Source organism: Pseudomonas sp. Pseusp9 (assembly GCF_059491265.1).
Map to the genome: position 1 here is coordinate 1371363 of NZ_CP168500.1, position 21194 is coordinate 1392556.

The window sequence follows — 21194 nt, forward strand, 5'->3', positions numbered from 1 at the left end:
GTAGCGATCCGCTTGCTGGCCTCGGCCGAACGACACACCGACAGGAGAACGCAATGAGTTGGTCCGCCAAGCAGTATGTCGCTTTTGAAGATGAACGCACCCGTCCCGCCCGTGACCTGCTGGCGGCCATCCCCGTCGGGGACGTGCGCTCGGCCATCGATATCGGTTGCGGTCCCGGTAACTCCACAGAGTTGCTGGTCGAGCGTTTTGCCAACGCCACGGTGTGCGGGCTGGACAGTTCGACCGACATGATCGAGGCCGCGCGCAAGCGCCTGCCGAACGTGCAGTTCGATGTTGCCGATATCGATACCTGGAACGACGCAGGCCCGTTTGATGTGATTTTCGCCAACGCGGTGTTGCAGTGGTTGCCCGATCACGCAACGTTGTTGCCGTCGCTGGTGAGCAAGCTTGCGCCCGGAGGCAGTCTGGCCGTCCAGATGCCTGACAACCTGAATCAGCACTCGCACCGTTTGATGCGTGAAGTCGCCGCTAATGGTCCATGGGCCAGCAAACTGGCAGGCGCTGCCGGGCAACGGACCGAGATGGCCGATGCCAGCGGTTACTACTCGATTCTGAAAGCCTGTTGCACCCGCGTCGATGTGTGGCGCACCACCTACCATCATCCCCTCGCGGGTGGTGCGTCTGGCGTGGTGGAGTGGTTCAAGGGCAGCGGTTTGCGGCCGTTCCTCGATCCGCTGAACGAGGCGGAGCGGGCGCAGTATCTGAAGCAGTACCAGGCGGCTATCGAGCGGGCGTATCCGGCCTTGGCCGATGGTTCGGTGCTGTTGCCGTTTCCGCGACTGTTTATCGTCGCGACCCGCTGAAGCAAAACAGGGGTAGTTGATGAGCGTCATCTGCCCCTTTTTACGGTTTGGAAAAATCACTGTGGCTTGTTCTTTTTTGAGCGCCGGGCACTCAAGTACTCAGAGGCAAAGGAGGCAAAGCCGAACAACCCGATCAATGAAATGATCATGATTCCCAACTCTGAATTGTGCATGTTGATCTCGAGGCGAAGGATGAGCCGGGAGAATAAGGGAACTGTTGCTGGGCTCAACGCAGCTCTACGGCTTCTTTACTCGCTTGCGGTGATCTATACGCAAAAGATATGAGCGTCCAGGTGGCAGGGTCACATTCAGCGCTGGACACCGACCCACTGTTTTGAGTCATATCAGGGGCTCCAATCAGTTACTCGATCACGTCGACTTCCACCAATGCCCACGTACAACCTGCGTACTTTGGATTGGCTGAATGCAGGGTAACGCTGCTGGCCGAGGGGAAGGGCGCACCGTCCTCGATGAGCATCTCGAAATGCCCCTCGATGGCTTGTTGAACCATGGCTATTGCATCTTCAAGATCTTCACCGACGCTAAAACAACCTGGCACATCCGGGACTTCCACGCCCCACGCCTGTTCGTCGTCGCCCATGGAAATCGCAATCGGGTAAAACATGTTCATGGTCCTCCGTGAACACAGCGGGTGGGGTTATGAATCCCAAAGGGCGCCCCCGAAAGGCGCCGGGTGGACTGTCAGGATGGTTCTGCATCCATGCGTCGAGCGATGACATCCAGCACATCGCATCCATCGCGCAATGGCATGCAGCAGAGCAATGCGAAATCGCTGAGGACCACTGTGTCGGAGTTCAGGTCGCCACGCATCGCGAGGTTTTCAAGGAGCTGAGTGACGGCTCGAATTCTGTAGCTGGCGGTGCTGAGCAGGGAATGCAGGGGTTGGGTGGTGTTGACGAAGAGGGAGGGGAGGTCGTCGGCGTTGCTGGTTAAAGCCATATATTCATTCATGAGTGATTCCTTGAATTGAAGTGAACTACCACTCAGTGTCGCCAAACAAAGGGTGGCAGCTGTACGCAGGTTGGCGAACCGGGACAAGGCAAACCGGCAGACCCGAAGGTCTCCCACGCACAGCCACCATAAACAGGTAGCCAAGTGCGCTCAGAAACGCTCCGAGACAGCTCGGAGGTTTCTATGCTTTGCCATCAAGTCGCCAAACCCGATACGCCATTTGGGCGCGCTCGGACTATAGGCCTCGTGGCAAAAGCACAGCAATGCGCGAGTGTACGGACAATTCCCAGTGTCGTGTAGGACGTTGCTTTTTCTAGAGTTGATCTCCGTTGGGCATTTAAAAGTGGGCCTTTGCATGGACTTCGGCAGGCGCACCACCAGATCCCGCGCGCAAAAAATAACCGGCCACTTTGGCCGGTTATTTCTTTCTTGGCATTTCCCATCAAACAACCTGTTCTGAGGGCTGCATCGGATAATGTTCATCTTCATATTTTTCAATGAGCAACGCCAAAGTCTCCAGCTCATCGCCCTCAGGTGAACCGTCCGCTGCCCCCCACAACTGCTCCAAGCGAGTAAATGCAGCGGTCAGGTCTTCTAGGCTGCGTATGGGTTTAATGTTCATCACACGGTCTCCGTGGGCGTGGGTACTCGCGTTGAATACAGCCCAGCCACAACTGCGACAACGGAGAAGGGAGCATTTTTTGTGTCTTTTCAATTCTGCTGAAGCATTCAACGAGGGGAACAACCCAAATCCCGGGCACAAAAAAACCGGCCATCAAGGCCGGTTTTTTCTGTGTCTATATCCCCCGTCAAAACCATCCTGACGTGAGACTGAATTCGATTGGAGCGGGTGAAGGGAATCGAACCCTCGTTATCAGCTTGGGAATCTATGGTGGGTGGAGTATCAGGGAGGCGCGTAAGGTATGCTTACATGCGTCCAAGCCAGCAGGAACAAGGCTTTGTGCGATTTGGCCGGTTTCATGCTGTGCCACCGCACCCCCCCATATTTCGGCCAAACGGCCCCCAGATACGGCCCCCAAATGCTTACGGATAAACAGATCAGGGCAATGAAGCCTGAAGAGCGGGAATACACGGTTTCTGATGGACGCAGCGCTAGAGGCGAAGGCGTCTTGATGCTGCGGGTTCGCCCGACCGGAACCAAAGAGTTCTATTTCCAGCGTCGACTGGATGGAAAGAAGATCAAAACCAAACTCGGTACGTGGCCAGTTATGAGCCTGGCAGGGGCACGAGATCTTTGCCGAGTGGAAAAGGAAGTGGTGATTGCCGCCGGCACGTTTCAGAACTTGCTGGATGCATACACGAACAAGCTCGAGGCTGAAGGTGCTGCTTCGGCGCCGGATGTGAAGTGGTCACTGAAGCATTACGTGGCTGATCCGTTCCCAAATCTGATTTCACGTCCTGCTGCCTTGATCGGGCCCGGTGAGATCCGCGACATCCTGGCCAAGATGATCAATGCCGGTGTCACCACGTACTGCAATAGGGTCCGATCACAGCTGCACGCAGCGTTCCAGGTTGGACTTGAGCAAGAGTTCAATCCCCGCAGCTACCAGAAGACAGCGTTGAAGTTCGGCCTGAACAGCAACCCGGTGGCCAGCGTGCCTGTTCAGGCAGACTGGGAACGTCCTGGTGATCGGGCACTATCCACCGACGAGTTAGCCAGGCTCTGGCAAATGCTGCCGGAACACCTGACGCTGGTTACATCTGAGTTGCTTAAGTTTCTGATTGCCTCAGGGGGACAGCGGCCGGAGCAGTTGCTAGCGAGTGAGCGTCGGCACTACTTCAAAGACCACCTGGTCATTCGGAACAAGAAGGGGCGGGAGGGGGAGCGGTCACTGCATGCCGTGCCATACAACACGCTGATGCGCCGCAGTCTGAAGGTCATGGACGAGATCTGCGAAACCAGCATCTATCCGTTCGAAGGCAAAGTGGCAGGTAAGGCACTGCACACGCAGTCGTTATCCCGGGCAGTCACCAAGCTGTATGGCCGACATACCGACAAATTCAATGGCCCGTTTACTTTGCGCGATATACGGCGAACCTGCAAAACCCTGATGGGCGTTGCTGGCTTGAGTAAGGAGGTGCGCGATCGAATTCAGGGGCATGCATTCAGCGATGTCTCGTCTAAGCATTACGACCGTCACGACTACTTCAAGGAGAAGCAGGAAGGCTTGCTGCGATGGTCTGTGTGGCTACATAGGCATGTGGTCAACGCCGAGCTGAAATGAGTGAAGCCGCTTACGCGGCTTCGATTGGGTCAGACGATGTCCATTTCTGCGGGTCTTGTTGCCAGTTTGCGATCGAGGATTCACGCCAACCGACTCGCCCAGGGGAGATGGCCACTGCCCTTGGAAACTTCCCCTGTTTGATAACGCGCCAGAGGGTAGTTCTGGATAGGGATGTGACCTCGAGGACATCCCTTTCCCGCATGAAACGATCCAACTTACTCACGCCTTAACCCCTCTTTCGCTTCTGAAACCGCGTGGCTTGACCTTGCACACCATCAAATCGGCCTGAGAGTGGGCTACCCCAAAACACCTCATTTTTTTTCACTCCAAGAGCCTTTGCTTTTCCATGTACAGCACTCAGGGGCCGATCAAGGCGAGCCGCGACGTCGATGGTGGCGAGATCTGGATAAAGGCGTTCAAGCAATGCGACTTCGTGGGTGGTCCAAAAGCGCCTGGTCGTGGCGTATCTAGTCATAGGGATGTTCCAAATGTAGTGGGCTTGGCCAACAGCTTGGCCACTACAGCGGCCTCGGTTGAAGTGAGATCACCGAGCAGCTGGGCCATGGTGGTTATGGACTCGAGGCGGATCCGCGCGTCGGAGGTTTTCCGCACCTGGTAATCAAACAATGCTGTTCCGACGATCCGGACAGCCATCAGATGCCGCGCTGCTTGTGCGCCTTCAACGGTCGATGTGATAGCCTTCGGATCGCTGCTGCTTTGGTGCTGTGCTTGCATGGTGTTGCCCTCAGTGGTGGTTGGTGTCGGGGAGGGCCAACTCCTCGACATCGCTTCTATCGACCGCTCAGTTCTGGCGAACTAGGTGAATGACCAAGTCACCAAAGCTCGGGTCGTCTTCAGTGCTTGATTGCCATTCCAAAACCTTCAAAATCTGCAAACGGCTGCAGTCATCCACGAGGATCTCGCGTTGGCCACCTGCCGCTCGAACCTCCAAGATCTGTAGCAGGCCCTCTTCGGCATACGCACCCGCCTGAATGATCGGCGCCACTTGCCCTGCCAAGACCAACTGGTCTTGGATCTCCTGCAACTTGCTGGTTTTGCCGTCGCCGGCGTTGCCCATGAACACTTGAATTTGCATCTGCGCTTTCTCCCTTGGTGGTCTCAGGCAGCCTGGAAAATCCAGCACCGCACGGTTTTCGGTTTGTCGGCAGCATCGGTATCCCATGCCGAGCAGACGTTCCTGTTGGTCTCAACGAACTTGGGGCACTTACTTGTTTTCAGATGGCGCTTGAGCTCGGTCAGATCTGGGACTTTCTGGCGTTTCTCTGCGGCTTCTTTGGCGAAGTCGTTGAGGTTTACCGCGATCAGGCCATCATTGCGGGAATGGTTGAGCCCGCCGGCAGCGCTGTTCAGGTACTCGTACAGCTCCCAGAACTCGACGACGATCGGATGATCAGCATTGATCGCCAGCTGGCGATCCTTGGCCATGCTCTGAATCTCGGCGTGAGCCGCTTCCACCTGGTGTTTTTTCAGCGGAACAACGTGCACCAGGGCGTCGACCAGGGCGTGCAGTTGGGCGTGATTTTTCGCGATGCGAACAGTGCGGATCTCGGGTAGGGCCAGCAGCTGCTGTTCGTACTTGGGCCCCTTTTCACGAATGGTCTCCATCACCTGGCTTTCCATCATGGTCGACTTGACCAGAAACCCACTGACGCGATCGACCGGCATACGTTCGAGTTTCTCCACCAGCAATTTGGTTTGCGCTGTCTGTCCATCCTTGGTCATGGCGATATGCACCAGGCGCTGCAGAATGGGTTCTGACGCATTCACCGCGTGGTTCTGGCCAATGACCACCGCACCACGGAAGGGAGGTTCGCGGGTGTCGTTGCCGTTGTTCTTCACACCGGTCGAGCGGACGCTTCGGCCGTTGTAGGCGGTTTTCAATTCGTCCCAGTCGTATTGCTTGGTCTGGCTGCCATCGGTCTTTTCCCGCTCCGATTCGATCAGGACCACCGGCAGATTGCCTACCTGAGCGAAGTTACGTGCTCGAGCAACAGGGGTGCCTTTGGTTGGGTCGAACCCCTCATAGTCGATACGCCCGCACAGCTTCCACAGGAATTCGATCAGCGTGGACTTGCCGGCACCTGGTTCACCGATGATTTCCATGAAGGGGTAGCTTTTCTGGTGCTGGCGGATCTGCTCGGCGAACAGTGAGCCGAACCAGAAGGCGAGCGCGACCAAGCCTTTTGCGCCGAAGCATTCCCAGATGATGTCCAGCCACTCGGTATCGAACTTCTGCAGGTCGGTATTCAGGTTCAGTGTGACCGATTGGCTTAGGGTCTTGATGCTCAGCCGGTCCATGTCGAAGAAGTCTTCTTCGTTCAACTTGAACACCTTGCCGTCGCGCACCGCCACGTCGCCATAGACATACGCCCCGTGCTCACGGGTATAGCCTGTGAAGTCAATGGTCTGCACGGTCTTCAATGCGTCGGTTTGTTCCTCAATGAAGGCGTCCAGCTGCTGGGTGGAACCGGTGAACATCCCACCCGGGGCGATACCGAGCAGGCGCTTCTTAAACTCTGCAGACGAGGCGATCTGCGAACTGGTGAAAGTGTTCTTAATCGGCGCCGCATCGTGGGCAAACGTGATCCGGAAGTAGTACCAGGACTCGTCCGTAAGCTTGTTCTCTTGGTAGTACAGGGCCTTGGGATTGCAGGTGGCAATACGCTGCAGCGCGCCGCACTGCTGCATGGCTTTGGCCCGCATCTGCTTGTTGTTCAGCAGTTGGTCGTCGTGGTGATCGCTGTCCTCGAGCTCCTGGATTGCCTTGTTGTACTTCTCCAGATCGAGCTTGAACCAATACAGGCGGTTGCCGAACTCCAGGTGAAATTCGCTGCGGCGTTTCCAATCGAACATCACCAGGGCCTTCTCGGTGGCGCTCTCAGCGATCAACAGGGCGCCGTGGTGGCGAGCGACAGTGATGTCCTTGTCGTGCTGGGCATCCCGCTTCTCGCCTTCGTCCAGGAACTGCCAGCGCTGGTGTAAATCGTTCCAGTCGACCTTGCGGCCGTCCCGCTGGGGAATCTGCGCGGCTTCACATGAGAAGCCCAATTCGCGAGCCATGCGAACCCAGCGCTTCGTGTAAGCATGTGCACCAGGTTCGTTATCCAGCGCCCAGACCAACTTTGGTAAATTGCCTGGGCGGGCTGCTACAAGCGCCTGCAGGGATTCAGCCGGGAAGGCATTCGAAGACATTGCCGACACGGCGGCGATGTTGTGGTGCACCAGTGCGATGGCATCAAAGATGCCTTCGACGATCCAGATTTCTTTCGCCTCGAGCACGTCGACGCATGGTGGGCACCACCACACACCGCGATAGCTATCACCTGGTGCGAAGCGCGCTTTCATCTTGCCGAAGCGGGCTGGTTTATCGATCAGGCGTTCCCAGTAGCCGCCTTTCTCTAAGCCGAAACGGACAGTCGCACTGCCGGCGTTGTGCTGGGCTGAGTAGAACGTTTCCTGTGTGAACCAGCCAGCGATCAACCCGATGTCGAAGCCGCGGCCGAACTCTAGGTAAGCCCGGGCCGTAGCCGTTGGAGCGCTGTCAGTTGCCGGCGCACGCTTGCTCCAATCTTCGAACAGGTCGTCGTATATCTCTTTGACGTGCATGGTGTGGCCGCACTTCTCCGATCGTCCGCAGATCACCAGCCAGGGCTTGTCGTGGCGAGAGTAGAGCTCGCGCTTGTGGCACTGAGGGCATTCGCCACCGCGCATGTACTCGGTACCGGAACGGTGTTTCAGGCCGTAGTCGGATTCAAGGCGCTGCAGAACGTCATGACGCAGATCGTCTCTCATGGTTATTTCACTGCTTTGAGGCTGAGGCCGAGGCTCTGTGTGAGGGCGCCGATCAGGTGTTTTTGAGCGGCCATCACAGGGCTATTGGCGAGAATGGATCCGTGACGTAGGCCGTCAGGAATCAATCGATATTGGTCCGCGTACCAAAGGTCATTGAGGCTGAGACGGTATTGCTCGCGCAGGTTGGCCAAGAGCGCTTGGGCCTGACCTGGTGTCAGTTTTGCGTTGATGTTCATGGCGTTCTCCATCGTCAAACCTCAATTTCGGGCGCAGCTCACCCAAACCCACGGGGGTGGGACAGGCGATTTAGTGGGTGGGTGTTACGGTGCGGCTACGCGGAAACGACCGTTGTCCGGCGCGTTGAGAATGCGTTCATAGATCAGGCTGACCGGAACGGCCCAGGCTTTACCTGTGGCGGGGTCAGTGATGACGGTGTGTGTCGATGTGCTGCTGACGATGTCCAGTCGCTGCCGATCGCGTACCGCTGACATATCGCTGCAGGCCAAGTGGACGACCTTTTCAGCGGTTGTCGTCAGAACGTCAAAATCGGTGATGAGGTACTGCACTGCACGGTCGAACAACTGCTGATCGTCGCCCAGGTGTTCGCATTGGTGTCGCTCCAGGAACAACAACGCGGAAGCTTTGAGTGTGTCCTGGTATTCCTGAACTGCAGGGAGGTTGGTCATTTTGAGTTCACCGACTTCGAGGCATGCAGTTGAATGAGCGCGAGGACTTCGGCGTGCCTGGCAGCCAAATGTAGGGTGTCGGCTTGAAGGATCGCTTCAGCCTCAGATTCGTTGATGGTCCCGTCTTTCAATGCCTCGGCAATGAGGTGGTCAACAGTTCCTTTTTTAGCTGCGGCGTGGACACACCGGGCGTACATCTCGACGTTGTCCAGCGTGTCAGGCTCGGCTACGGGAACGAACATGCCGCCGTACAGAGCTGCAATGTACTCAGGCAAATGGGTCGTTCCGGCCTCAAGCTCGATCTGGTGGATCTGGTCGTCTGTCAGCGGGCGGCTGTTGTTGTTTTCATAGGCGTGGTTATCGAACTTCTTCAGCGCCAATCCGATGCGAGCTGCGGCGCATTCGCGTCCGCCGGGATAGGCGCAAATAATTGCACTGACTACCTGTCGCCGAGTTTTTAGAACGGTGCTCTTCATCTTCTGCTACTCCCTGTGGCTCAGTGCCATTACTGTTCGATCACGCCGTCTTTGATGCCTAGCAGAACGGCGGCGCGATGTGCCTCCCCACGGCGACAACGGCTCTGGCCACTCAGCACCGCGTAAACGGTGCTGGGATTCAGATTGTGCTGTACGGCAAAGTCCTTTGCGGATTGACCACGCTTATCCAAGGTTTCACGTGCTTGTTGTCGGGCTTGCTCGGTGATGTGTGAGTTGGGCATAGTGCAGTTCCGTGCATTTTCATGTGGTGTGAGATGCAGAATGATGCACTTCGATGCATTTGTAAATATAAGAGATGAATAATTTTGCACCTTTCCGAAGAGATAGGCTCCCGACTGCAGGAAGAACGTAAGCGTTGCGCTTTGACGCAGAACGAGATTGCAGAATCGCTTGGAATAGCCAAACGGACCCAAGCCAATTACGAAGCTGGAACGAGTGATGCGACTGCGTCTTACCTGAGCAAAGTCGCGAGCCAGTTCGGTTTTGACGTCCCTTACATCCTCAATGGCTTGCGCACAACGTTGGCGGTGGATGCTCTCAGCGACATTGAAGACCTGCTGGTTAAGCAATACAGATGCATCGCTCCAGGGGACCAAGAAGCGATCCGTCGATTCCTTAAAGCAATGGCCGACGATGCTGCACGACAACGGAATTAACTTGTAACAAAGCGTGTACGACATTCGTCGCCCCCCTGTACTAAAGACAGATCCAGCCCCGTCAACGTCGGTTCAGCAATGCACTTTATGGAGCAGTAAGCATGTTGGATCGCAAGAAAAACGACCTTGGCAATGTCGGAACTACCGAGTTTGAATGGATAAATCTGACCAAAATTGAACGTCGCCTCATTCGGCTGTACCGCATGCTGAATGAAAAGGAACAAGTTCATCTCCGTCGTATGTCAGAGATCCTGACGACCAATCCGGAAGAGCCAATCGGAAGCTGATAGTCGTTTCACGTAAACGATCGCCGACACCTTAGGGTCGGCGATTTGGGCATCACGCCACTGCTTGCGATCCCAACTGATCAAACAACTCTCGCTGTTTCGCCCTGGGCATATCCTTCAACCGATCGAACAGCATCCTGTCGAATGTCTGCGCCGACGGGCTGAGCGTGTGTGAAAAAGTCAGATGTGCCACCCATGTGTGCCCGCACTTGGCGTCTAGGCATTGGCAGTAGAGTTTCACGAACATGCTGGACACTTCCTCCCGAGAACTGATTCGGCCTTTGTGTTCACAGCTGGTGCAGTAGATGCGCATATGTCCCTCCCCAGGGTCAGATGAATAGCCACCATATTGCCACGTTTTGTAGTGTTAATTCCTTATCTAAGCACCAGATGTAGTGTTATCAACTGTTTCTGGTATCTCTCTCCAGGCAATTCGCCTGTCTTGTCGTAGGGTGTCATTCACCTGCTCGAAAAGTTGACAGATCGGTCTGATTTCGTTGCTCGTGTACACCCGATCGATCTTCTCGATGTCGCCAAAACCGGCGCTGTTTTCCGGGATGATCCCCGCCAGTGCGGGGTTCATTCGCCAGGCCGCGATGACATCGTTGCGAGTGATGTTCTTCACCTTCTCCAGCTCATCCTTCGCCTGAAAGTCGCCCACTGGGATGATCTGAATTGCTTTCTCGGCGCCGCCGGGAATGTTGACGAACATCGATCGGAAGTTGCCGACACCCTTGCTGGCCGTGATCTGGGCTTTCAGCTCCGCCTCGTCTTCATCACTCAGGTTCGGGTCGTTGGTGTAGAAGATGTACCCCGCGTGGGCGCCGTTGCTGTAATAACGCCGGCGGAACAGGGTGGCGGCTTCGTTGAGCAACAGCGCTTGCAGGCCGCCCAGATAGTCAGGAACGCCGTAGATGTTTTGTTCCACGTCGTAGTTGAAGACGTGTTCGATTTCGTCTTGGTCGAACTCCACCTCCTTGCCGTCGGGCAGCAGCTGCAGGAACCCGCCGCCGATCTTCACCCGCATGTTGATGGCTGGCAGGTGCTCCATCTCGAGAATCTGGCCGAACGCATTGGGCTTGCGGTACAGGTACGTTTCCCCGAACACCATGAAGTCGAGCGCTGCACGGCTCATAGTTGCGGTGGACAGGCCCAGCGACGGGATGAATTCACGCAGCAACAGGTTGCGTTTGAACCCCGGGATGGCGCCGTGGTGTGCGTTGGCCTTGAGCAGCTTGGCCAGACCTTGGCGCGACACCGGAGGCGTGTAGATGCGTCCGTCGTGACTGACGAACACGCCGAGGTACTGCGCGATGTTCTCCGACAGGACCGGCTCGGGTGCACCGAACGAAAACATGCGCGTGGGCCCTGGCGCCGGTGGTTTGGCCTGTTCTGTTTTGCGTCGTTCCATGGGTTCCGGATCCGGTGAGTGAGTAGCGGCTGCGCCGCGACTTGTTGGTGTTGAGGGGTTCATTGGCCAGTGCGTGCATGATCGACCAGGCGACGTCTGCATGACCGGTGGCGTCAGTGCGTGATGCACTGTAAGTAACCTGGCCGCTGCCAGTGGTGCCGCGCTTGATCGTCAGGAAGGCCTGGGCGATATCGCTCCAGCCGGCGTCCCACTCGATGCGGCTTTGCTGGATGGTGTCCTGTGCCTTGAGCACCAGGGTGTTCTTGGTTTCTAGGCTGTAGTGGATCGCGGTCGTGCGCGGGTAGAAGTCGCGCACCAGGTCGAACACGCCGTAACCGATGCCAGTGGTGTCGATGCCGATGTGCTGCACGTTGAAGCGCTCGGTGAGCCGCTTGACCTGCTCCGCCTGGTACTTGAACGACTGACCGCGCCAGCTGTATTTCTCCAGGATCCGGAACTTGCCACCAGTCTCCAGCGGCGGGGCGATGACCACGCAGGTTGCGTCGTCGCGCGTGCGGCTGGGGTCGTACCCGACCCAGACCGGGCTGTTACCAAATGGCCGATCGTCTTCCGGGTCGTAGTCCGTCCACAGCGACAAATCCGAGTAACAGCGCTCCAGATCCGCCAGCGAAAACGCGCTCTGCGTGCTGTCGATGAATTTGCACATGAACAGCTGTTCAAACTTGTCCTCGTCGTACTCCAGCTGCAACTGCTCGAGGTCGAACAAATCACAGCCGCCGGCCATGGCATCGAGGATGGTGATGATTTTTCGCCACTGGCCATCGGGGCAGAGTGCACCGGCGGCAATGTGCTGGTCGCTAGGCCAAGGCTCTTTCGCCTTCTTGCGCTTGCTGTTGCGGAATCCTTCGCCGGTCCAGAACGGATAGGCCTGGTGTGACACCGCGCTGGGCGTTGAAAAATAGGTCTTGCGCCACTTTTTGTGCGTCGCCATGGCGCTGGCAACGGTGTTCAGCTTCTCGAAATTCTGAATCCAGAAGTATTCGTCGACGTAGACGTGGCCGTGGTGACCCTGCGCGGTGCTGCTGTTGGTGCTGAGGAAGCGCAGCTCAGCCCATGGCTTGCCGTCCTTGCTGAGCACGATCGGGTTGCCGGTCAGCTCCAGACCAAACCATTCCTGGGCAAACGAGATGATGTAGCTGCGGAAGATCTCGGACTGGGCGCGGCTGGCTGACAGGAATACCTGGTTGTCACCGGTCAGCACTGCATCCATGAACGCTTCGCCAGCGAAGTAGTACGTCAGACCCACTTGACGACTCTTCAAAATGTTGCGGATTCGCGCCGTCAGCGGGTTCTGTTTGGCAGCAAACAGCTCCTTTTGATACCCGTACATTTTGCTGATGAACTTGTCGAGGAAGTCCGTCTCGGTCAGGTCGCTGACGTCATTTTTGACCTTCCTCTCCCGTTTCTTTCCGCCTTTGCCGTCCCGGTCGCCACGCTCACGGCGATTGCTGCGCTGATCGTCACGACGTTGGCCACCATCTTCCTGCGGCTCGCTGGGCGCAACTGGAGTCGGTTTCGTGCATTGCTTGGCAAGGCGCTCGCGGATGGTGGTCAGGCGGTCCAGCTCGTCCAGTTCGCCCTTGGTTAAAGTGGCCTGTTTTTCCAGTAGTAGAGTGATCCGCCGGCTGACGGCCGTCAGAGGTTCCTCGTCCGAAAGCATGTCCTCCCAACCGCCCTGACGGATCCAGTAATAGACGATCCGAATGTTGGGCAGGTTGAGTTGCGCCTGAATTTCCTTCGCTTTGCAGCGTCGCAGGAAAAGGCGTTTGGCGGCTTCTTTGACTTCGGTTGAGTAGTACATGGGCCGCAGTCTATGCGGCGAAAACGCTTGAAACGCGTGGTTAATTTCCGCGAATAGCCTAGATCGTGATTCTAGGAGAAGCGCGCAAGACAACCGTTTGTTAGAGGGGCAATCGGTCCATATCGTGGGGCCTCAAATCACCGATTGAGCGCAGTTAACGCCCATGCCCCGTTCCCTAGTTTCGTATTGGAAACGTGTCGCCACCAGCGGCCCGACCGTTGATGGTCGAGAAATCCTTCCCCAGGAACTGCGCGATATCGCTGAGACCTATGCACCGTCCAAGTACACCGCTGTGATCTGGTGCGAGCACGAACGCTGGAGCGGTTCCCACGGCACCGTCTTCGCCGTGCGACTCGTCGAAGAAGCTGACGATCTGGAGCCTGGTCAGATTGCGCTGGAGGCCCAGCTCAAGCCGAATCAGAAACTGCTTTGGCTCAATGATCAGGGCGAGAAGCTGTTCTCCAGCATCGAAATCTGGCCGAACTTCGCCAACTCCGGCAAAGCCTATCTCACCGGCCTGGCTGTCACCGATCAACCAGCAAGCTTGGGCACGCAAGAACTGTACTTCTCGCACCGCACCAACAAAGCCACCTATTACGCCGCCTCTGTCGAGTTGGGTGCTTTGAACGAAGAGAAACCCCAGGGCGAGCTGGCCAAGCTGGCGACGATGATCACCAGCCTATTCAAGCGCTTCGCTGTTGAGCAGCCGGCAGCCTCCGACACCACCGACACCCCCACCGAGAGCAAACCCCCAATGGATGAAGCTACAGCTACGGCTTTGAAGGCCTTGCTGGCTCAACTGCTTGTTGTCGCTGCCGGCATTCAGGCAGTGATTGAGCCGGCCGCCGAAGAAGCCCCAGAGCCTGACCAGGCGCCGATCGATGAAGTGCAAAGCGCCGTTGACGACATCGTGACGACTGCCGAGCAGGAGCGTGAGTTCAGTCGTCAAGGCAACTCCAACAAAGCCGTTCTCAAAAGCCTGGCTGAGCTGCAAAAGCAGTTCAACACGCTGGTGAACACTCCGAAAGGCCGTGATCTGCCGCGCACCACTGGTGCCGCCGATCCAAAGAAAGTGCGGGTGCTCTGACATGTCTCAATCCCTGAGTATTTTGGGTGCCAAGATGTACGCCCAGATGCAGCTCGATATCGCTGAGTCTTATGGCGTTGAGCTGTCGAGCAAAATGTTCAACGTTGAGCCGACCATTGCTCAAGAGCTGAACGACGCGATCACTGCCAAGTCGGACTTCCTGCAGCGCATCAACGTCATCGGCGTGAGCGAGATCAAGGGTCAGAAGGTGTTCCTGGGCGTTTCCGGGCCTGTGAGCGGTCGTACCAACACCAAAACCACCGACCGCGAAGCCAAGGATGTGTCGGCGCTGGATGACAGCACCTACGAGCTCTTTTCGACCGAGTCCGACGTCAGCCTGCCATACGCCAAGATCGATGCCTGGGCGAAATTCCCGGACTTCCATCAGCGCTATTCGGCGGCCGTGCAGAAGCAAATTGCCCTGGACCGCATCATGGTCGGCTTCCACGGTACCAGCGCTGCTGCGCAGACCGATATCGTCGCCCACCCGATGCTGCAGGACGTCAACAAGGGCTGGCTGCAGATCGCTCGCGAACAGATCCCGCAGCAGGTCATGTCCCAAGGCTTGACTGCCGGCAAAGTCACGCTGGGTGAGGGCGGCGACTACGCGAACCTTGATGCCCTGGTGCACGACACCAAGCAGATGGTCGACGAGCGCCTGCGCGACGGTGGCGACCTGATCGCGATCATCGGTAGCGACCTGCTGGCCGCTGACAAAGCCAAGCTGTACGCCAAGCAGGGCGATGTCCCGACCGAAAAAGAACGTATCGAAGACGCGCAGGTCATTGCGACCTATGGCGGTCTGCCGAGCTTCAGCGTGCCCTTCTTCCCGGTCAACGGCGTGGTGGTCACCAGCTTCGACAACCTGTCGATCTACTTCCAGGACTCCAGCTGGCGCAAGCAGACCATCGACAACCCGAAACGCTCCCGCGTCGAGGATTACAACAGCCGCAACGAAGGCTATGTGATCGAGCAGCTGGAAAAGTTCGCGATGACTGAAAACGTGGAGCTGGTCTGATGAGCCTGGCACTGGCGCACAAGCGGCGCGTACTTGCACAAGGTCCAGCGATGGCTGTCGCCGGTGCCGCAGCGGGGGGCTACTCGCCTGCCGCTGCACTCTCCAGCCCTGCGAATGCGCAGAAGCATTTGAAGCTGATGGACGACGCGCTGGCTGTCGATCTGGAGCGCATCAGCGCGATCAACAGCCGCGAACTTCGACAGCAGCTCAAGCGTGATGAGCTGTTGCCCAAATACCAAGAATACGTGCAGCGGTACCGCGATTCCGGATTGAGTTTCCCGAACTCGGTGCTGGTGTACGTTCTGATTTGGCTGTTCGACACCACCCAATTTGAAAAGGGCCTGGAGCTGGCGGACTTCGCCATGTCTCAAGGTCAGGTGCTGCCTGAACGCTTCAACCGGGACATTCCGACTTTCATCGCTGACGAGGTGATCGAGTGGGCCGAGGCCGAGTTCAAGGCAGGTCGCAGCCCTGAACCCTATGTATCGAACCTTCTGCACCGTGTTGACGGCGAGTGGAATCTGTTCGAGCGGATCCCCGCTCGCTACCACAAGCAGTTGGGAATTCTGGCGATGGATCGCAAGGAATGGGCTCTGGCCGTCACTCACTTTGAACGCGCCGAAGCGTTGTACGACGGCATCGGCGTAGGCACCCGACTTACCGGGGCCCGCAAGGCCTTGGCCAAGCAGCAGGCTGAAGCCGCAACCCAATAACTGACTACCCCCCCAGCGGGGAACTGCTGAGGTCATCCAAGTCACTCGTGACCTGGTGATGCCGTCGACGCAGCTTCCCCGCCCTATTAGAGCGGCCAGCAATGAGTTTTTCAGGTAAACCCACCACCTTTGTGGATCAGGCGATCGAGAACGACGGCTTTTGGCCGAACCTCTCCGTAAGCGAGTTCCAGAAGGGCTACCGCCTGCCGGCGGAGTACCTGGTAGACATGCTGGTCACTGAGCTGACCATGGCGATGATCGAGGTCAACACCGATCTGGCCAAGCTTAAGTCCCAATGGATTGTCGCTGGCGTGTCCTCCGTGGAATCTGCTGACCCTATGGTGCTGCCGGAGCGCACATTTCAAGCAGCGACGTACAAGCGCGCCGTCTACACCCGTGCCAAAGCCAGCCTGCTGACCCAGTTCGCCACGGTGACCCGCCGCGAAAGCGCCGAGAACACCGGCAAGGAACTGCCTGAGCGCGCTGAAACCTTCCTCGCCTTCAGCCAAGCCGCTGTGCGCTCGCTGCAGGGCCGTGGCCGCATCTCGGTGGCGCTGCTATGACCAAGCTCAAGGCGCTGACCGCGTACCTGATTCAGCGCCAGTTGGTGCTTCCGGAGCAGCTGGACAGCTGGACCGACCAGGTCGGACTGGAGCTTGTCTGGAAGCCGGACCTGCAGGGCATGCACATGGGCGACATGAATTACACCGCGACCATCGTGCTGGAGCGTTTTGCCGACCACCCGGGGCGGTTGATGGCCCTGGTCGGCAGTTGGCTGGAAACCAACGACGACGATCGCGACCACCTGGCCGCTGTGCAGTTTGACATCACCATGCTCGATGACGACCTGGCTGACGTCGATATCAAGCTGGAATTCAGCGAACCCCAGTACCTGGCCGAGGATCCGGACGGCGAAATCATTGCGTTCGGAAAGACCTGGTCATTCATCCCATTCGACTTGTGGGTGGCCGAGCGCGGCGAGGTGACCGGCAATGGCGCGTAGCACCTTCGAGCTGGATGTCCGCGGCTATCTGGGCGTCCAGGAACAACTGGCCCTGCTGAGCCTTCCACCACAGCTGCGTCGGCGCCTGCTCAACAACGTCACCAAGCGCGTACGCAGCATGAGCCGCCAGCGGATCCGCGAACAACGCAACATCGATGGCAGCGCCTTCGCACCGCGCAAAGGCTCGGCCAAGGGCAAAAAGAAGATGGAAGCGGGCCTCGGCAAATTGCTGATGGTCACCCGCGTGAATGCCGATGAGGCCGAGCTGGGATGGCGCAACGCGTTGACCCGCTGGGTTGCCTCGCAGCAGCACAACGGCGTGTCTGAGCGTCGCACGGCTGCCCAGATGCGCAAGTGGAACAAAGTCCCTGCAGGCCTGGCCGCGACGGAAAAACAGGCCAAACGCCTGCGCCGTCTCGGTTTCAAGGTCCGTCAGGAAGGCAAGAAAAGCCTTACGCGCCCATCTGTGGCGTGGATTCAAGAGCATGTGAACTACGCCAAGGCGGGACTGCTGATTCGCATCCTGGACAACGAACAAACCGAATCCACTGGTGCGCAAAGCTGGGACATCACCCTGCCAAAACGCCAGTTCCTCGGCGTTAGCACCGAACGGGATACCAGCCTGCTGGTGAACCAGGTGCTGCAACAAATCCTCAATTCTCCCCGCTAGCGAGGCACTGCATGGCACTCGGTCAAGTCAGCGTTAACAACCTCAATCTCAGCCAGGGTGCTGTGACGGCGGTTGAACGCTATTTCCTTTTCATCGGCGTCGGCGCGAAAAACGTCGGTTCGCTGATCCCTTTGAACACTGACAGTGATCTGGATGTTCAGCTGGGCATTCCTGTCAGCGATCTGAAAACCCAGATCACCGCTGCACGTCTGAACGGTGGCGATCGCTGGGCCTGCCTGGCTGCACCAATTGCTGCCAATAGCGACTGGAAACTGGCGCTTGAGAAAGCCCAGCAGCAGGGCTACTCGGTTGAGGCCGTCGTCGTCACCACACCAGTGACCGCCAGCGCCGAATTGACTGTGATGCACGACGAAGCCGTGGAGCTGGCCAACACCTTCAAACGCAACGTGTTCGTGATGACCGCTTCCAAAGGGATCGATATAGCGATGACCTGGGCGGATTACCTGACAGCGCAGAAGGCGATCACCAAAGACGTATTGGCGCCGCTCGTCCTGGTCGTCCCCCAACTGCATGGCAATGATCTGGGTGTGCTGGCTGGCCGGTTGGCTAACGCTGCCGTCAGCATCGCGGACAGCCCCATGCGGGTGGCCACCGGTGCGCTGCTGGGCTTGGGGCCTGTGCCTTCGGACTCCGAAGGGGTACCCCTGCAGTCTGCATTGCGCTCGGAGCTGGACAAGGCCCGGTTTTCCGTCAGCCAGACCTACCCGGACTACCCGGGCGTGTACTGGGGCGACGGCAACATGCTCGATGCACCGGCCAGCGATTTCCAGGTGGTCGAGTACGTACGCATCGTGCACAAGGCCGCACGCCGGATCCGCCCGCTGCTGATTCGCCGCGTAGCTGATCGCCGCCTGAACAACACCCCCAACAGCATGGCCGTGAACATCAATGCGCTGATGGCGCCCCTGCGCGCTATGGCGAAGTCCACAACCTTCGCTGGCCAGGTGTTCCCGGGCGAGATCGAGCAGCCCAAAGACGGCGACATTGTTCTGGCTTGGACGAGCAAAACCGCCGTCGAGGCCTACATCAAGATGCGCCCCCTCAACTGCCCGAAAGACCTGACCGCGAACATCGCGCTGGACCTTTCCACCGACGATACGGAGTAACCCATGGCGGCAAAGATTGGCGGCAAAAACTTTGACGTGACCCTGGGCGACCTGCAGGTACACGTCGAGAGCTGCACCCTGGACATCACCGACAACACGGCCGTGGCACAAACCCGGGGCGTGCCCAACGGGCATGTTGACGGCGACGTGGCCGCCGCCGGCGAGATCGAGCTGGACACCACCAACTTCAACCTAGTGATCGAAGCGGCCGGGACCGCCGGCAGCTTCCGGGAACTGGAACCATTCGACGTGGTGTTCTTCGCCAAGGCGGGTGAGGAAGAGCTGCGCATTGAGGCCTTCGGCTGCAAGTTGCGCCTGTCCAGCCTGCTCAGCATCGATCCCAAGGGTGCCGAGAAGAACAAGCACAAGATCCCGTACGACGTCACCAGTCCTGACTTCGTGAAGATCAACGGCGTGCCGTACCTGGGCGCTGCCGAAATCGAGGGCCTGACCTGATGGTGTGCCCGTTCGACCGCGCCCAGGCGCTGGAGCAACGCCAGCGCGACCAGGCGATTGCCGCCCAGTTGGCCCAGCCGCGCCCGATCGGGGCAAGCCGTAGCGAATGCCTGGACTGTGAAGGCGAGATCCCAAAAGAGCGCCAGGCGCTCGGCGGGATCTTACGTTGCGTGCCATGCCAGTCAATTTTTGAGAAAGAGGTTCGCCGATGAGCACGAATCAGGCCGCTCAGGACACCGCCATTGCATTCGTAAAGGCGTCACCGGCAATCGGCGTGGCCGCTACCGGTGCAACAGGTGCTATCGACTGGTCGGCAGTAGCCTACATGCTGACCGCGCTCTACATGGTGCTGCAGATTCTGCTGTTGGTCCCCAAGTACCGTCAGATGCTGCGCGACTGGAGGGGAAAGCTGTGAGCCTGCGCAACAAGATCGCCGCCGGCGCTATCGCGCTGGCCAGCGTCACGCTGATGACGTTTTTGGGCACCTGGGAAGGCAACGGGCAGAACACTGTCTACGCCGACAAGTTGGCCGGTGGCCTGCCAACGGTATGCAAAGGCATCACCCGGCACACCAGCCCCGAGCCAGTGATCGTCGGTGACTACTGGTCCGACGCTCGCTGCGCCGAGGTGGAGAACCTAGTGGTGCGGAAGGGGCAACTGCAGCTGGCTGACTGCCTGACTAATCAGGCGATCGGGCAGAACACCTTCGACGCTCTCAGCAGCCACGGGCACAACGTCGGCACGGCCAACACGTGCGCCAGTCGAGCCGTGGGCCTGATCAATGCGGGGCACATCGCCGAGGGCTGCAGGGCGTTGGCTTGGGCAAATGACGGCAAGACGCCCGTCTGGGCGTACGTCACCAACGCCCAGGGCAAAAAGGAATTCGTTCGGGGGCTGCACAACCGGCGCCTGGCTGAAGTGGAGCTTTGTATCAAATGACCATCAGCCCGCTACGAATCGTGTTGTTCCTGGTGCTCGCTGGCCTGCTGGCTTGGTGCGCGTTCGATTGGGTGGCCGATCAACGCGACACCGCCCGCCGCGAGCGCGACAGCGCCCAATCCGAGGCACAAGGCCTGCGTGAAGCGGCCCGGATCAGCGGCGAGATGTTGGCCGCTCGTGACCGTATTGACCTTAAACGCACCGAGGAACTGAACGATGCGAATGCTCAGATCGATGCTCTACGTCTTGATGTTGACGCTGGCCGTCAGCGGCTGTCAGTCCGCGCCATCTGTAGACCCTTTGTGTCAGCGGCCTCCAACGCCGTCGGCGTGGCTGATGCAGGCGGCGCCGAACTCGCAGCAGACGCTCGACAAGATTATTTCACCCTCCGCAGCCAGCTCGCCCTGAGCAAGCAAATGATCCTCGGGCTGCAGGACTACATACGCCAGGTGGTCATGCGATCGCCGGTCACCGATTCATCCCATACACCAACGGAAAACACCCCATGAGCGAAGTAAACCGCGACATCACCCTGGAAATTGCCGGTACCGAGTTTCTGTTCAGCCTGACTCCGCAGGACGTCACCAAGTACTTCAACGCGACCACCCAGAACAACAAGGTGGCACCGGCGAGCAACCTGCTGATGGGCACCGTGCAGCAGGACCAGAAAGCCGTGCTCAAGCCGCTGCTGGCCAATCCGGTGACCACCATGACCATCGCGGGTGCGTTGCTCGAGGAGTACGCCCCTGACGTCGAAGTCACCGTAAAAAAGTCCTCGGGCACGCTGAAGGCCTGACGGAAGACGGTCTTGGCCAACTGGTGGCCCTGACCAACCGCTGGCTACCTGGTGCTGTGCTTTCCATTGAAAACATGGGCACGGCCAAGTGGCTGGAAGACGAACACTGGCGCCGGATGGAGATTGCCGTAGCAAACGGCATCGCCTTCGCGTTGAACGGATAGGACACCC

Annotated in this window: 29 protein-coding genes and 2 pseudogenes; 17 read left to right on the forward strand and 14 right to left on the reverse strand. The window is 58.1% G+C overall.

What is annotated here, in order from left to right; genetic code table 11:
- The first annotated feature begins 53 nt into the window (after window positions 1–53).
- Window positions 54–824 (forward strand): trans-aconitate 2-methyltransferase, encoded by a 771-nt coding sequence (gene tam, locus ACEN8E_RS06115; protein ID WP_495591844.1) that lies wholly within the window; start codon window positions 54–56, stop codon window positions 822–824.
- Window positions 825–1194: 370 nt separating this feature from the next.
- On the opposite strand, the pseudogene ACEN8E_RS06120 reads toward tam, so the two are convergent.
- The 3 genes and pseudogenes from ACEN8E_RS06120 to ACEN8E_RS06130 all read right to left on the reverse strand — a co-directional run.
- Window positions 1195–1449, reverse strand: a pseudogene (locus ACEN8E_RS06120) (type II toxin-antitoxin system HicB family antitoxin); the annotation flags it as partial.
- A gap of 77 nt (window positions 1450–1526) precedes the next feature.
- A complete protein-coding gene (locus tag ACEN8E_RS06125) occupies window positions 1527–1796 on the reverse strand; it encodes a short-chain dehydrogenase (protein WP_495591845.1) in 270 nt (89 codons plus the stop codon).
- A gap of 448 nt (window positions 1797–2244) precedes the next feature.
- Window positions 2245–2418 (reverse strand): annotated as a pseudogene (locus ACEN8E_RS06130) (transcriptional regulator); the annotation flags it as partial.
- 418 nt (window positions 2419–2836) lie between these two features.
- On the opposite strand from ACEN8E_RS06130, the gene ACEN8E_RS06135 reads away from it, so the two are divergent.
- Window positions 2837–4042 carry a tyrosine-type recombinase/integrase gene (locus tag ACEN8E_RS06135; protein WP_495591846.1) on the forward strand — a complete coding sequence of 402 codons (1206 nt, stop codon included), beginning with the start codon at window positions 2837–2839 and terminating at the stop codon, window positions 4040–4042.
- A gap of 10 nt (window positions 4043–4052) precedes the next feature.
- On the opposite strand, the gene ACEN8E_RS06140 is transcribed toward ACEN8E_RS06135, so the two are convergent.
- The 8 genes from ACEN8E_RS06140 to ACEN8E_RS06175 form a co-directional block, all read right to left on the reverse strand.
- Window positions 4053–4244 (reverse strand): helix-turn-helix transcriptional regulator, encoded by a 192-nt coding sequence (locus ACEN8E_RS06140; protein WP_477776693.1) that lies wholly within the window; start codon window positions 4242–4244, stop codon window positions 4053–4055.
- A 269-nt stretch (window positions 4245–4513) separates the two neighbouring features.
- The gene (locus ACEN8E_RS06145; RefSeq protein ID WP_495591847.1) at window positions 4514–4777 is read right to left on the reverse strand and encodes a hypothetical protein; all 264 of its coding nucleotides are present in this window, start codon (window positions 4775–4777) and stop codon (window positions 4514–4516) included.
- A gap of 67 nt (window positions 4778–4844) precedes the next feature.
- On the reverse strand, window positions 4845–5138 hold the full coding sequence (locus ACEN8E_RS06150) for a hypothetical protein (RefSeq protein ID WP_495591848.1): 294 nt from the start codon (window positions 5136–5138) through the stop codon (window positions 4845–4847).
- 23 nt (window positions 5139–5161) lie between these two features.
- The gene (locus tag ACEN8E_RS06155; RefSeq protein ID WP_495591849.1) at window positions 5162–7855 is read right to left on the reverse strand and encodes a toprim domain-containing protein; all 2694 of its coding nucleotides are present in this window, start codon (window positions 7853–7855) and stop codon (window positions 5162–5164) included.
- A gap of 2 nt (window positions 7856–7857) precedes the next feature.
- Window positions 7858–8103, reverse strand: a complete 246-nt coding sequence (locus ACEN8E_RS06160; RefSeq protein ID WP_150642028.1) for a hypothetical protein — start codon at window positions 8101–8103, stop codon at window positions 7858–7860.
- Between the two features lie 72 nt (window positions 8104–8175).
- Entirely contained in the window at window positions 8176–8541 is a 366-nt protein-coding gene (locus tag ACEN8E_RS06165; RefSeq protein WP_477776615.1) for a hypothetical protein, read from the reverse strand.
- On the reverse strand, window positions 8538–9017 hold the full coding sequence (locus ACEN8E_RS06170) for a YmfL family putative regulatory protein (RefSeq protein ID WP_495591850.1): 480 nt from the start codon (window positions 9015–9017) through the stop codon (window positions 8538–8540). Before ACEN8E_RS06170 ends, ACEN8E_RS06165 begins: the two co-directional genes overlap by 4 nt.
- Before the next feature lie 29 nt (window positions 9018–9046).
- Window positions 9047–9259 (reverse strand): DNA-binding protein, encoded by a 213-nt coding sequence (locus tag ACEN8E_RS06175; protein WP_495593279.1) that lies wholly within the window; start codon window positions 9257–9259, stop codon window positions 9047–9049.
- Between the two features lie 536 nt (window positions 9260–9795).
- Here ACEN8E_RS06175 and ACEN8E_RS06180 point away from each other — a divergent pair.
- Window positions 9796–9981, forward strand: coding sequence for a hypothetical protein (locus ACEN8E_RS06180; RefSeq protein WP_477776613.1), 186 nt, complete (start codon window positions 9796–9798; stop codon window positions 9979–9981).
- Between the two features lie 52 nt (window positions 9982–10033).
- On the opposite strand, the gene ACEN8E_RS06185 is transcribed toward ACEN8E_RS06180, so the two are convergent.
- From ACEN8E_RS06185 to ACEN8E_RS06195, 3 genes are all read right to left on the reverse strand, one after another.
- Complete coding sequence (locus tag ACEN8E_RS06185; protein WP_477776612.1) at window positions 10034–10294, reverse strand: ogr/Delta-like zinc finger family protein; 261 nt, start codon at window positions 10292–10294, stop codon at window positions 10034–10036.
- 66 nt (window positions 10295–10360) lie between these two features.
- Entirely contained in the window at window positions 10361–11239 is an 879-nt protein-coding gene (locus ACEN8E_RS06190; RefSeq protein ID WP_495593280.1) for a phage portal protein, read from the reverse strand.
- Complete coding sequence (locus ACEN8E_RS06195; RefSeq protein WP_495591851.1) at window positions 11151–13214, reverse strand: terminase large subunit domain-containing protein; 2064 nt, start codon at window positions 13212–13214, stop codon at window positions 11151–11153. The genes ACEN8E_RS06190 and ACEN8E_RS06195 overlap by 89 nt, the downstream gene beginning before the upstream one ends.
- A gap of 163 nt (window positions 13215–13377) precedes the next feature.
- Between ACEN8E_RS06195 and ACEN8E_RS06200 the strand changes: the two genes are divergently transcribed.
- The 14 genes from ACEN8E_RS06200 (at window position 13378) to ACEN8E_RS06265 (ending at window position 21187) form a co-directional block, all read left to right on the forward strand.
- Window positions 13378–14301 (forward strand): GPO family capsid scaffolding protein, encoded by a 924-nt coding sequence (locus tag ACEN8E_RS06200; RefSeq protein WP_495591852.1) that lies wholly within the window; start codon window positions 13378–13380, stop codon window positions 14299–14301.
- Between the two features lies 1 nt (window position 14302).
- Window positions 14303–15319 (forward strand): phage major capsid protein, P2 family, encoded by a 1017-nt coding sequence (locus tag ACEN8E_RS06205; protein WP_495591853.1) that lies wholly within the window; start codon window positions 14303–14305, stop codon window positions 15317–15319.
- On the forward strand, window positions 15319–16032 hold the full coding sequence (gene gpM, locus ACEN8E_RS06210) for a phage terminase small subunit (RefSeq protein ID WP_495591854.1): 714 nt from the start codon (window positions 15319–15321) through the stop codon (window positions 16030–16032). Before ACEN8E_RS06205 ends, gpM begins: the two co-directional genes overlap by 1 nt.
- A gap of 101 nt (window positions 16033–16133) precedes the next feature.
- The gene (locus ACEN8E_RS06215) at window positions 16134–16595 is read left to right on the forward strand and encodes a head completion/stabilization protein (protein ID WP_495591855.1); all 462 of its coding nucleotides are present in this window, start codon (window positions 16134–16136) and stop codon (window positions 16593–16595) included.
- Window positions 16592–17035 (forward strand): phage tail protein, encoded by a 444-nt coding sequence (locus ACEN8E_RS06220; protein ID WP_495591856.1) that lies wholly within the window; start codon window positions 16592–16594, stop codon window positions 17033–17035. The genes ACEN8E_RS06215 and ACEN8E_RS06220 overlap by 4 nt, the downstream gene beginning before the upstream one ends.
- Window positions 17025–17705: a phage virion morphogenesis family protein gene (locus ACEN8E_RS06225; RefSeq protein ID WP_495591857.1), complete on the forward strand. Its 681-nt coding sequence runs from the start codon at window positions 17025–17027 to the stop codon at window positions 17703–17705. The genes ACEN8E_RS06220 and ACEN8E_RS06225 overlap by 11 nt, the downstream gene beginning before the upstream one ends.
- Before the next feature lie 11 nt (window positions 17706–17716).
- The gene (locus ACEN8E_RS06230) at window positions 17717–18832 is read left to right on the forward strand and encodes a DUF2586 domain-containing protein (RefSeq protein WP_495591858.1); all 1116 of its coding nucleotides are present in this window, start codon (window positions 17717–17719) and stop codon (window positions 18830–18832) included.
- A 3-nt stretch (window positions 18833–18835) separates the two neighbouring features.
- The gene (locus ACEN8E_RS06235) at window positions 18836–19288 is read left to right on the forward strand and encodes a DUF2597 family protein (protein ID WP_495591859.1); all 453 of its coding nucleotides are present in this window, start codon (window positions 18836–18838) and stop codon (window positions 19286–19288) included.
- The gene (locus ACEN8E_RS06240; protein WP_495591860.1) at window positions 19288–19500 is read left to right on the forward strand and encodes a TraR/DksA C4-type zinc finger protein; all 213 of its coding nucleotides are present in this window, start codon (window positions 19288–19290) and stop codon (window positions 19498–19500) included. Before ACEN8E_RS06235 ends, ACEN8E_RS06240 begins: the two co-directional genes overlap by 1 nt.
- On the forward strand, window positions 19497–19703 hold the full coding sequence (locus ACEN8E_RS06245; RefSeq protein WP_495591861.1) for a hypothetical protein: 207 nt from the start codon (window positions 19497–19499) through the stop codon (window positions 19701–19703). The genes ACEN8E_RS06240 and ACEN8E_RS06245 overlap by 4 nt, the downstream gene beginning before the upstream one ends.
- Window positions 19700–20227 carry a lysozyme gene (locus ACEN8E_RS06250; RefSeq protein ID WP_495591862.1) on the forward strand — a complete coding sequence of 176 codons (528 nt, stop codon included), beginning with the start codon at window positions 19700–19702 and terminating at the stop codon, window positions 20225–20227. Before ACEN8E_RS06245 ends, ACEN8E_RS06250 begins: the two co-directional genes overlap by 4 nt.
- Window positions 20224–20736 carry a lysis protein gene (locus ACEN8E_RS06255; RefSeq protein WP_495591863.1) on the forward strand — a complete coding sequence of 171 codons (513 nt, stop codon included), beginning with the start codon at window positions 20224–20226 and terminating at the stop codon, window positions 20734–20736. The genes ACEN8E_RS06250 and ACEN8E_RS06255 overlap by 4 nt, the downstream gene beginning before the upstream one ends.
- On the forward strand, window positions 20733–21023 hold the full coding sequence (locus ACEN8E_RS06260) for a putative phage tail assembly chaperone (RefSeq protein WP_495591864.1): 291 nt from the start codon (window positions 20733–20735) through the stop codon (window positions 21021–21023). The genes ACEN8E_RS06255 and ACEN8E_RS06260 overlap by 4 nt, the downstream gene beginning before the upstream one ends.
- Window positions 21024–21043: 20 nt before the next feature.
- Window positions 21044–21187: a DUF6890 family protein gene (locus ACEN8E_RS06265; protein ID WP_495593281.1), complete on the forward strand. Its 144-nt coding sequence runs from the start codon at window positions 21044–21046 to the stop codon at window positions 21185–21187.
- Window positions 21188–21194: the final 7 nt, after the last annotated feature.

Excerpts from the sequence above, each read along its gene's own strand:
- ACEN8E_RS06140 (WP_477776693.1), bottom strand. The coding sequence starts at position 4,244 with ATGCGGGAAAGGGATGTCCTCGAGGTCACATCCCTATCCAGAACTACC.
- ACEN8E_RS06245 (WP_495591861.1), top strand. The coding sequence starts at position 19,497 with ATGAGCACGAATCAGGCCGCTCAGGACACCGCCATTGCATTCGTAAAG.
- ACEN8E_RS06220 (WP_495591856.1), top strand. The coding sequence starts at position 16,592 with ATGACCAAGCTCAAGGCGCTGACCGCGTACCTGATTCAGCGCCAGTTG.
- ACEN8E_RS06125 (WP_495591845.1), bottom strand. The coding sequence starts at position 1,796 with ATGAATGAATATATGGCTTTAACCAGCAACGCCGACGACCTCCCCTCC.
- ACEN8E_RS06260 (WP_495591864.1), top strand. The coding sequence starts at position 20,733 with ATGAGCGAAGTAAACCGCGACATCACCCTGGAAATTGCCGGTACCGAG.
- ACEN8E_RS06150 (WP_495591848.1), bottom strand. The coding sequence starts at position 5,138 with ATGCAAATTCAAGTGTTCATGGGCAACGCCGGCGACGGCAAAACCAGC.
- ACEN8E_RS06195 (WP_495591851.1), bottom strand. The coding sequence starts at position 13,214 with ATGTACTACTCAACCGAAGTCAAAGAAGCCGCCAAACGCCTTTTCCTG.
- ACEN8E_RS06240 (WP_495591860.1), top strand. The coding sequence starts at position 19,288 with ATGGTGTGCCCGTTCGACCGCGCCCAGGCGCTGGAGCAACGCCAGCGC.
- ACEN8E_RS06175 (WP_495593279.1), bottom strand. The coding sequence starts at position 9,259 with ATGCCCAACTCACACATCACCGAGCAAGCCCGACAACAAGCACGTGAA.
- tam (WP_495591844.1), top strand. The coding sequence starts at position 54 with ATGAGTTGGTCCGCCAAGCAGTATGTCGCTTTTGAAGATGAACGCACC.
- ACEN8E_RS06215 (WP_495591855.1), top strand. The coding sequence starts at position 16,134 with ATGAGTTTTTCAGGTAAACCCACCACCTTTGTGGATCAGGCGATCGAG.
- ACEN8E_RS06135 (WP_495591846.1), top strand. The coding sequence starts at position 2,837 with ATGCTTACGGATAAACAGATCAGGGCAATGAAGCCTGAAGAGCGGGAA.
- ACEN8E_RS06225 (WP_495591857.1), top strand. The coding sequence starts at position 17,025 with ATGGCGCGTAGCACCTTCGAGCTGGATGTCCGCGGCTATCTGGGCGTC.
- ACEN8E_RS06170 (WP_495591850.1), bottom strand. The coding sequence starts at position 9,017 with ATGAAGAGCACCGTTCTAAAAACTCGGCGACAGGTAGTCAGTGCAATT.
- ACEN8E_RS06160 (WP_150642028.1), bottom strand. The coding sequence starts at position 8,103 with ATGGAGAACGCCATGAACATCAACGCAAAACTGACACCAGGTCAGGCC.
- ACEN8E_RS06230 (WP_495591858.1), top strand. The coding sequence starts at position 17,717 with ATGGCACTCGGTCAAGTCAGCGTTAACAACCTCAATCTCAGCCAGGGT.
- ACEN8E_RS06255 (WP_495591863.1), top strand. The coding sequence starts at position 20,224 with ATGACCATCAGCCCGCTACGAATCGTGTTGTTCCTGGTGCTCGCTGGC.
- ACEN8E_RS06185 (WP_477776612.1), bottom strand. The coding sequence starts at position 10,294 with ATGCGCATCTACTGCACCAGCTGTGAACACAAAGGCCGAATCAGTTCT.
- ACEN8E_RS06180 (WP_477776613.1), top strand. The coding sequence starts at position 9,796 with ATGTTGGATCGCAAGAAAAACGACCTTGGCAATGTCGGAACTACCGAG.
- ACEN8E_RS06200 (WP_495591852.1), top strand. The coding sequence starts at position 13,378 with ATGCCCCGTTCCCTAGTTTCGTATTGGAAACGTGTCGCCACCAGCGGC.
- ACEN8E_RS06235 (WP_495591859.1), top strand. The coding sequence starts at position 18,836 with ATGGCGGCAAAGATTGGCGGCAAAAACTTTGACGTGACCCTGGGCGAC.
- ACEN8E_RS06165 (WP_477776615.1), bottom strand. The coding sequence starts at position 8,541 with ATGACCAACCTCCCTGCAGTTCAGGAATACCAGGACACACTCAAAGCT.
- ACEN8E_RS06205 (WP_495591853.1), top strand. The coding sequence starts at position 14,303 with ATGTCTCAATCCCTGAGTATTTTGGGTGCCAAGATGTACGCCCAGATG.
- gpM (WP_495591854.1), top strand. The coding sequence starts at position 15,319 with ATGAGCCTGGCACTGGCGCACAAGCGGCGCGTACTTGCACAAGGTCCA.
- ACEN8E_RS06145 (WP_495591847.1), bottom strand. The coding sequence starts at position 4,777 with ATGCAAGCACAGCACCAAAGCAGCAGCGATCCGAAGGCTATCACATCG.
- ACEN8E_RS06155 (WP_495591849.1), bottom strand. The coding sequence starts at position 7,855 with ATGAGAGACGATCTGCGTCATGACGTTCTGCAGCGCCTTGAATCCGAC.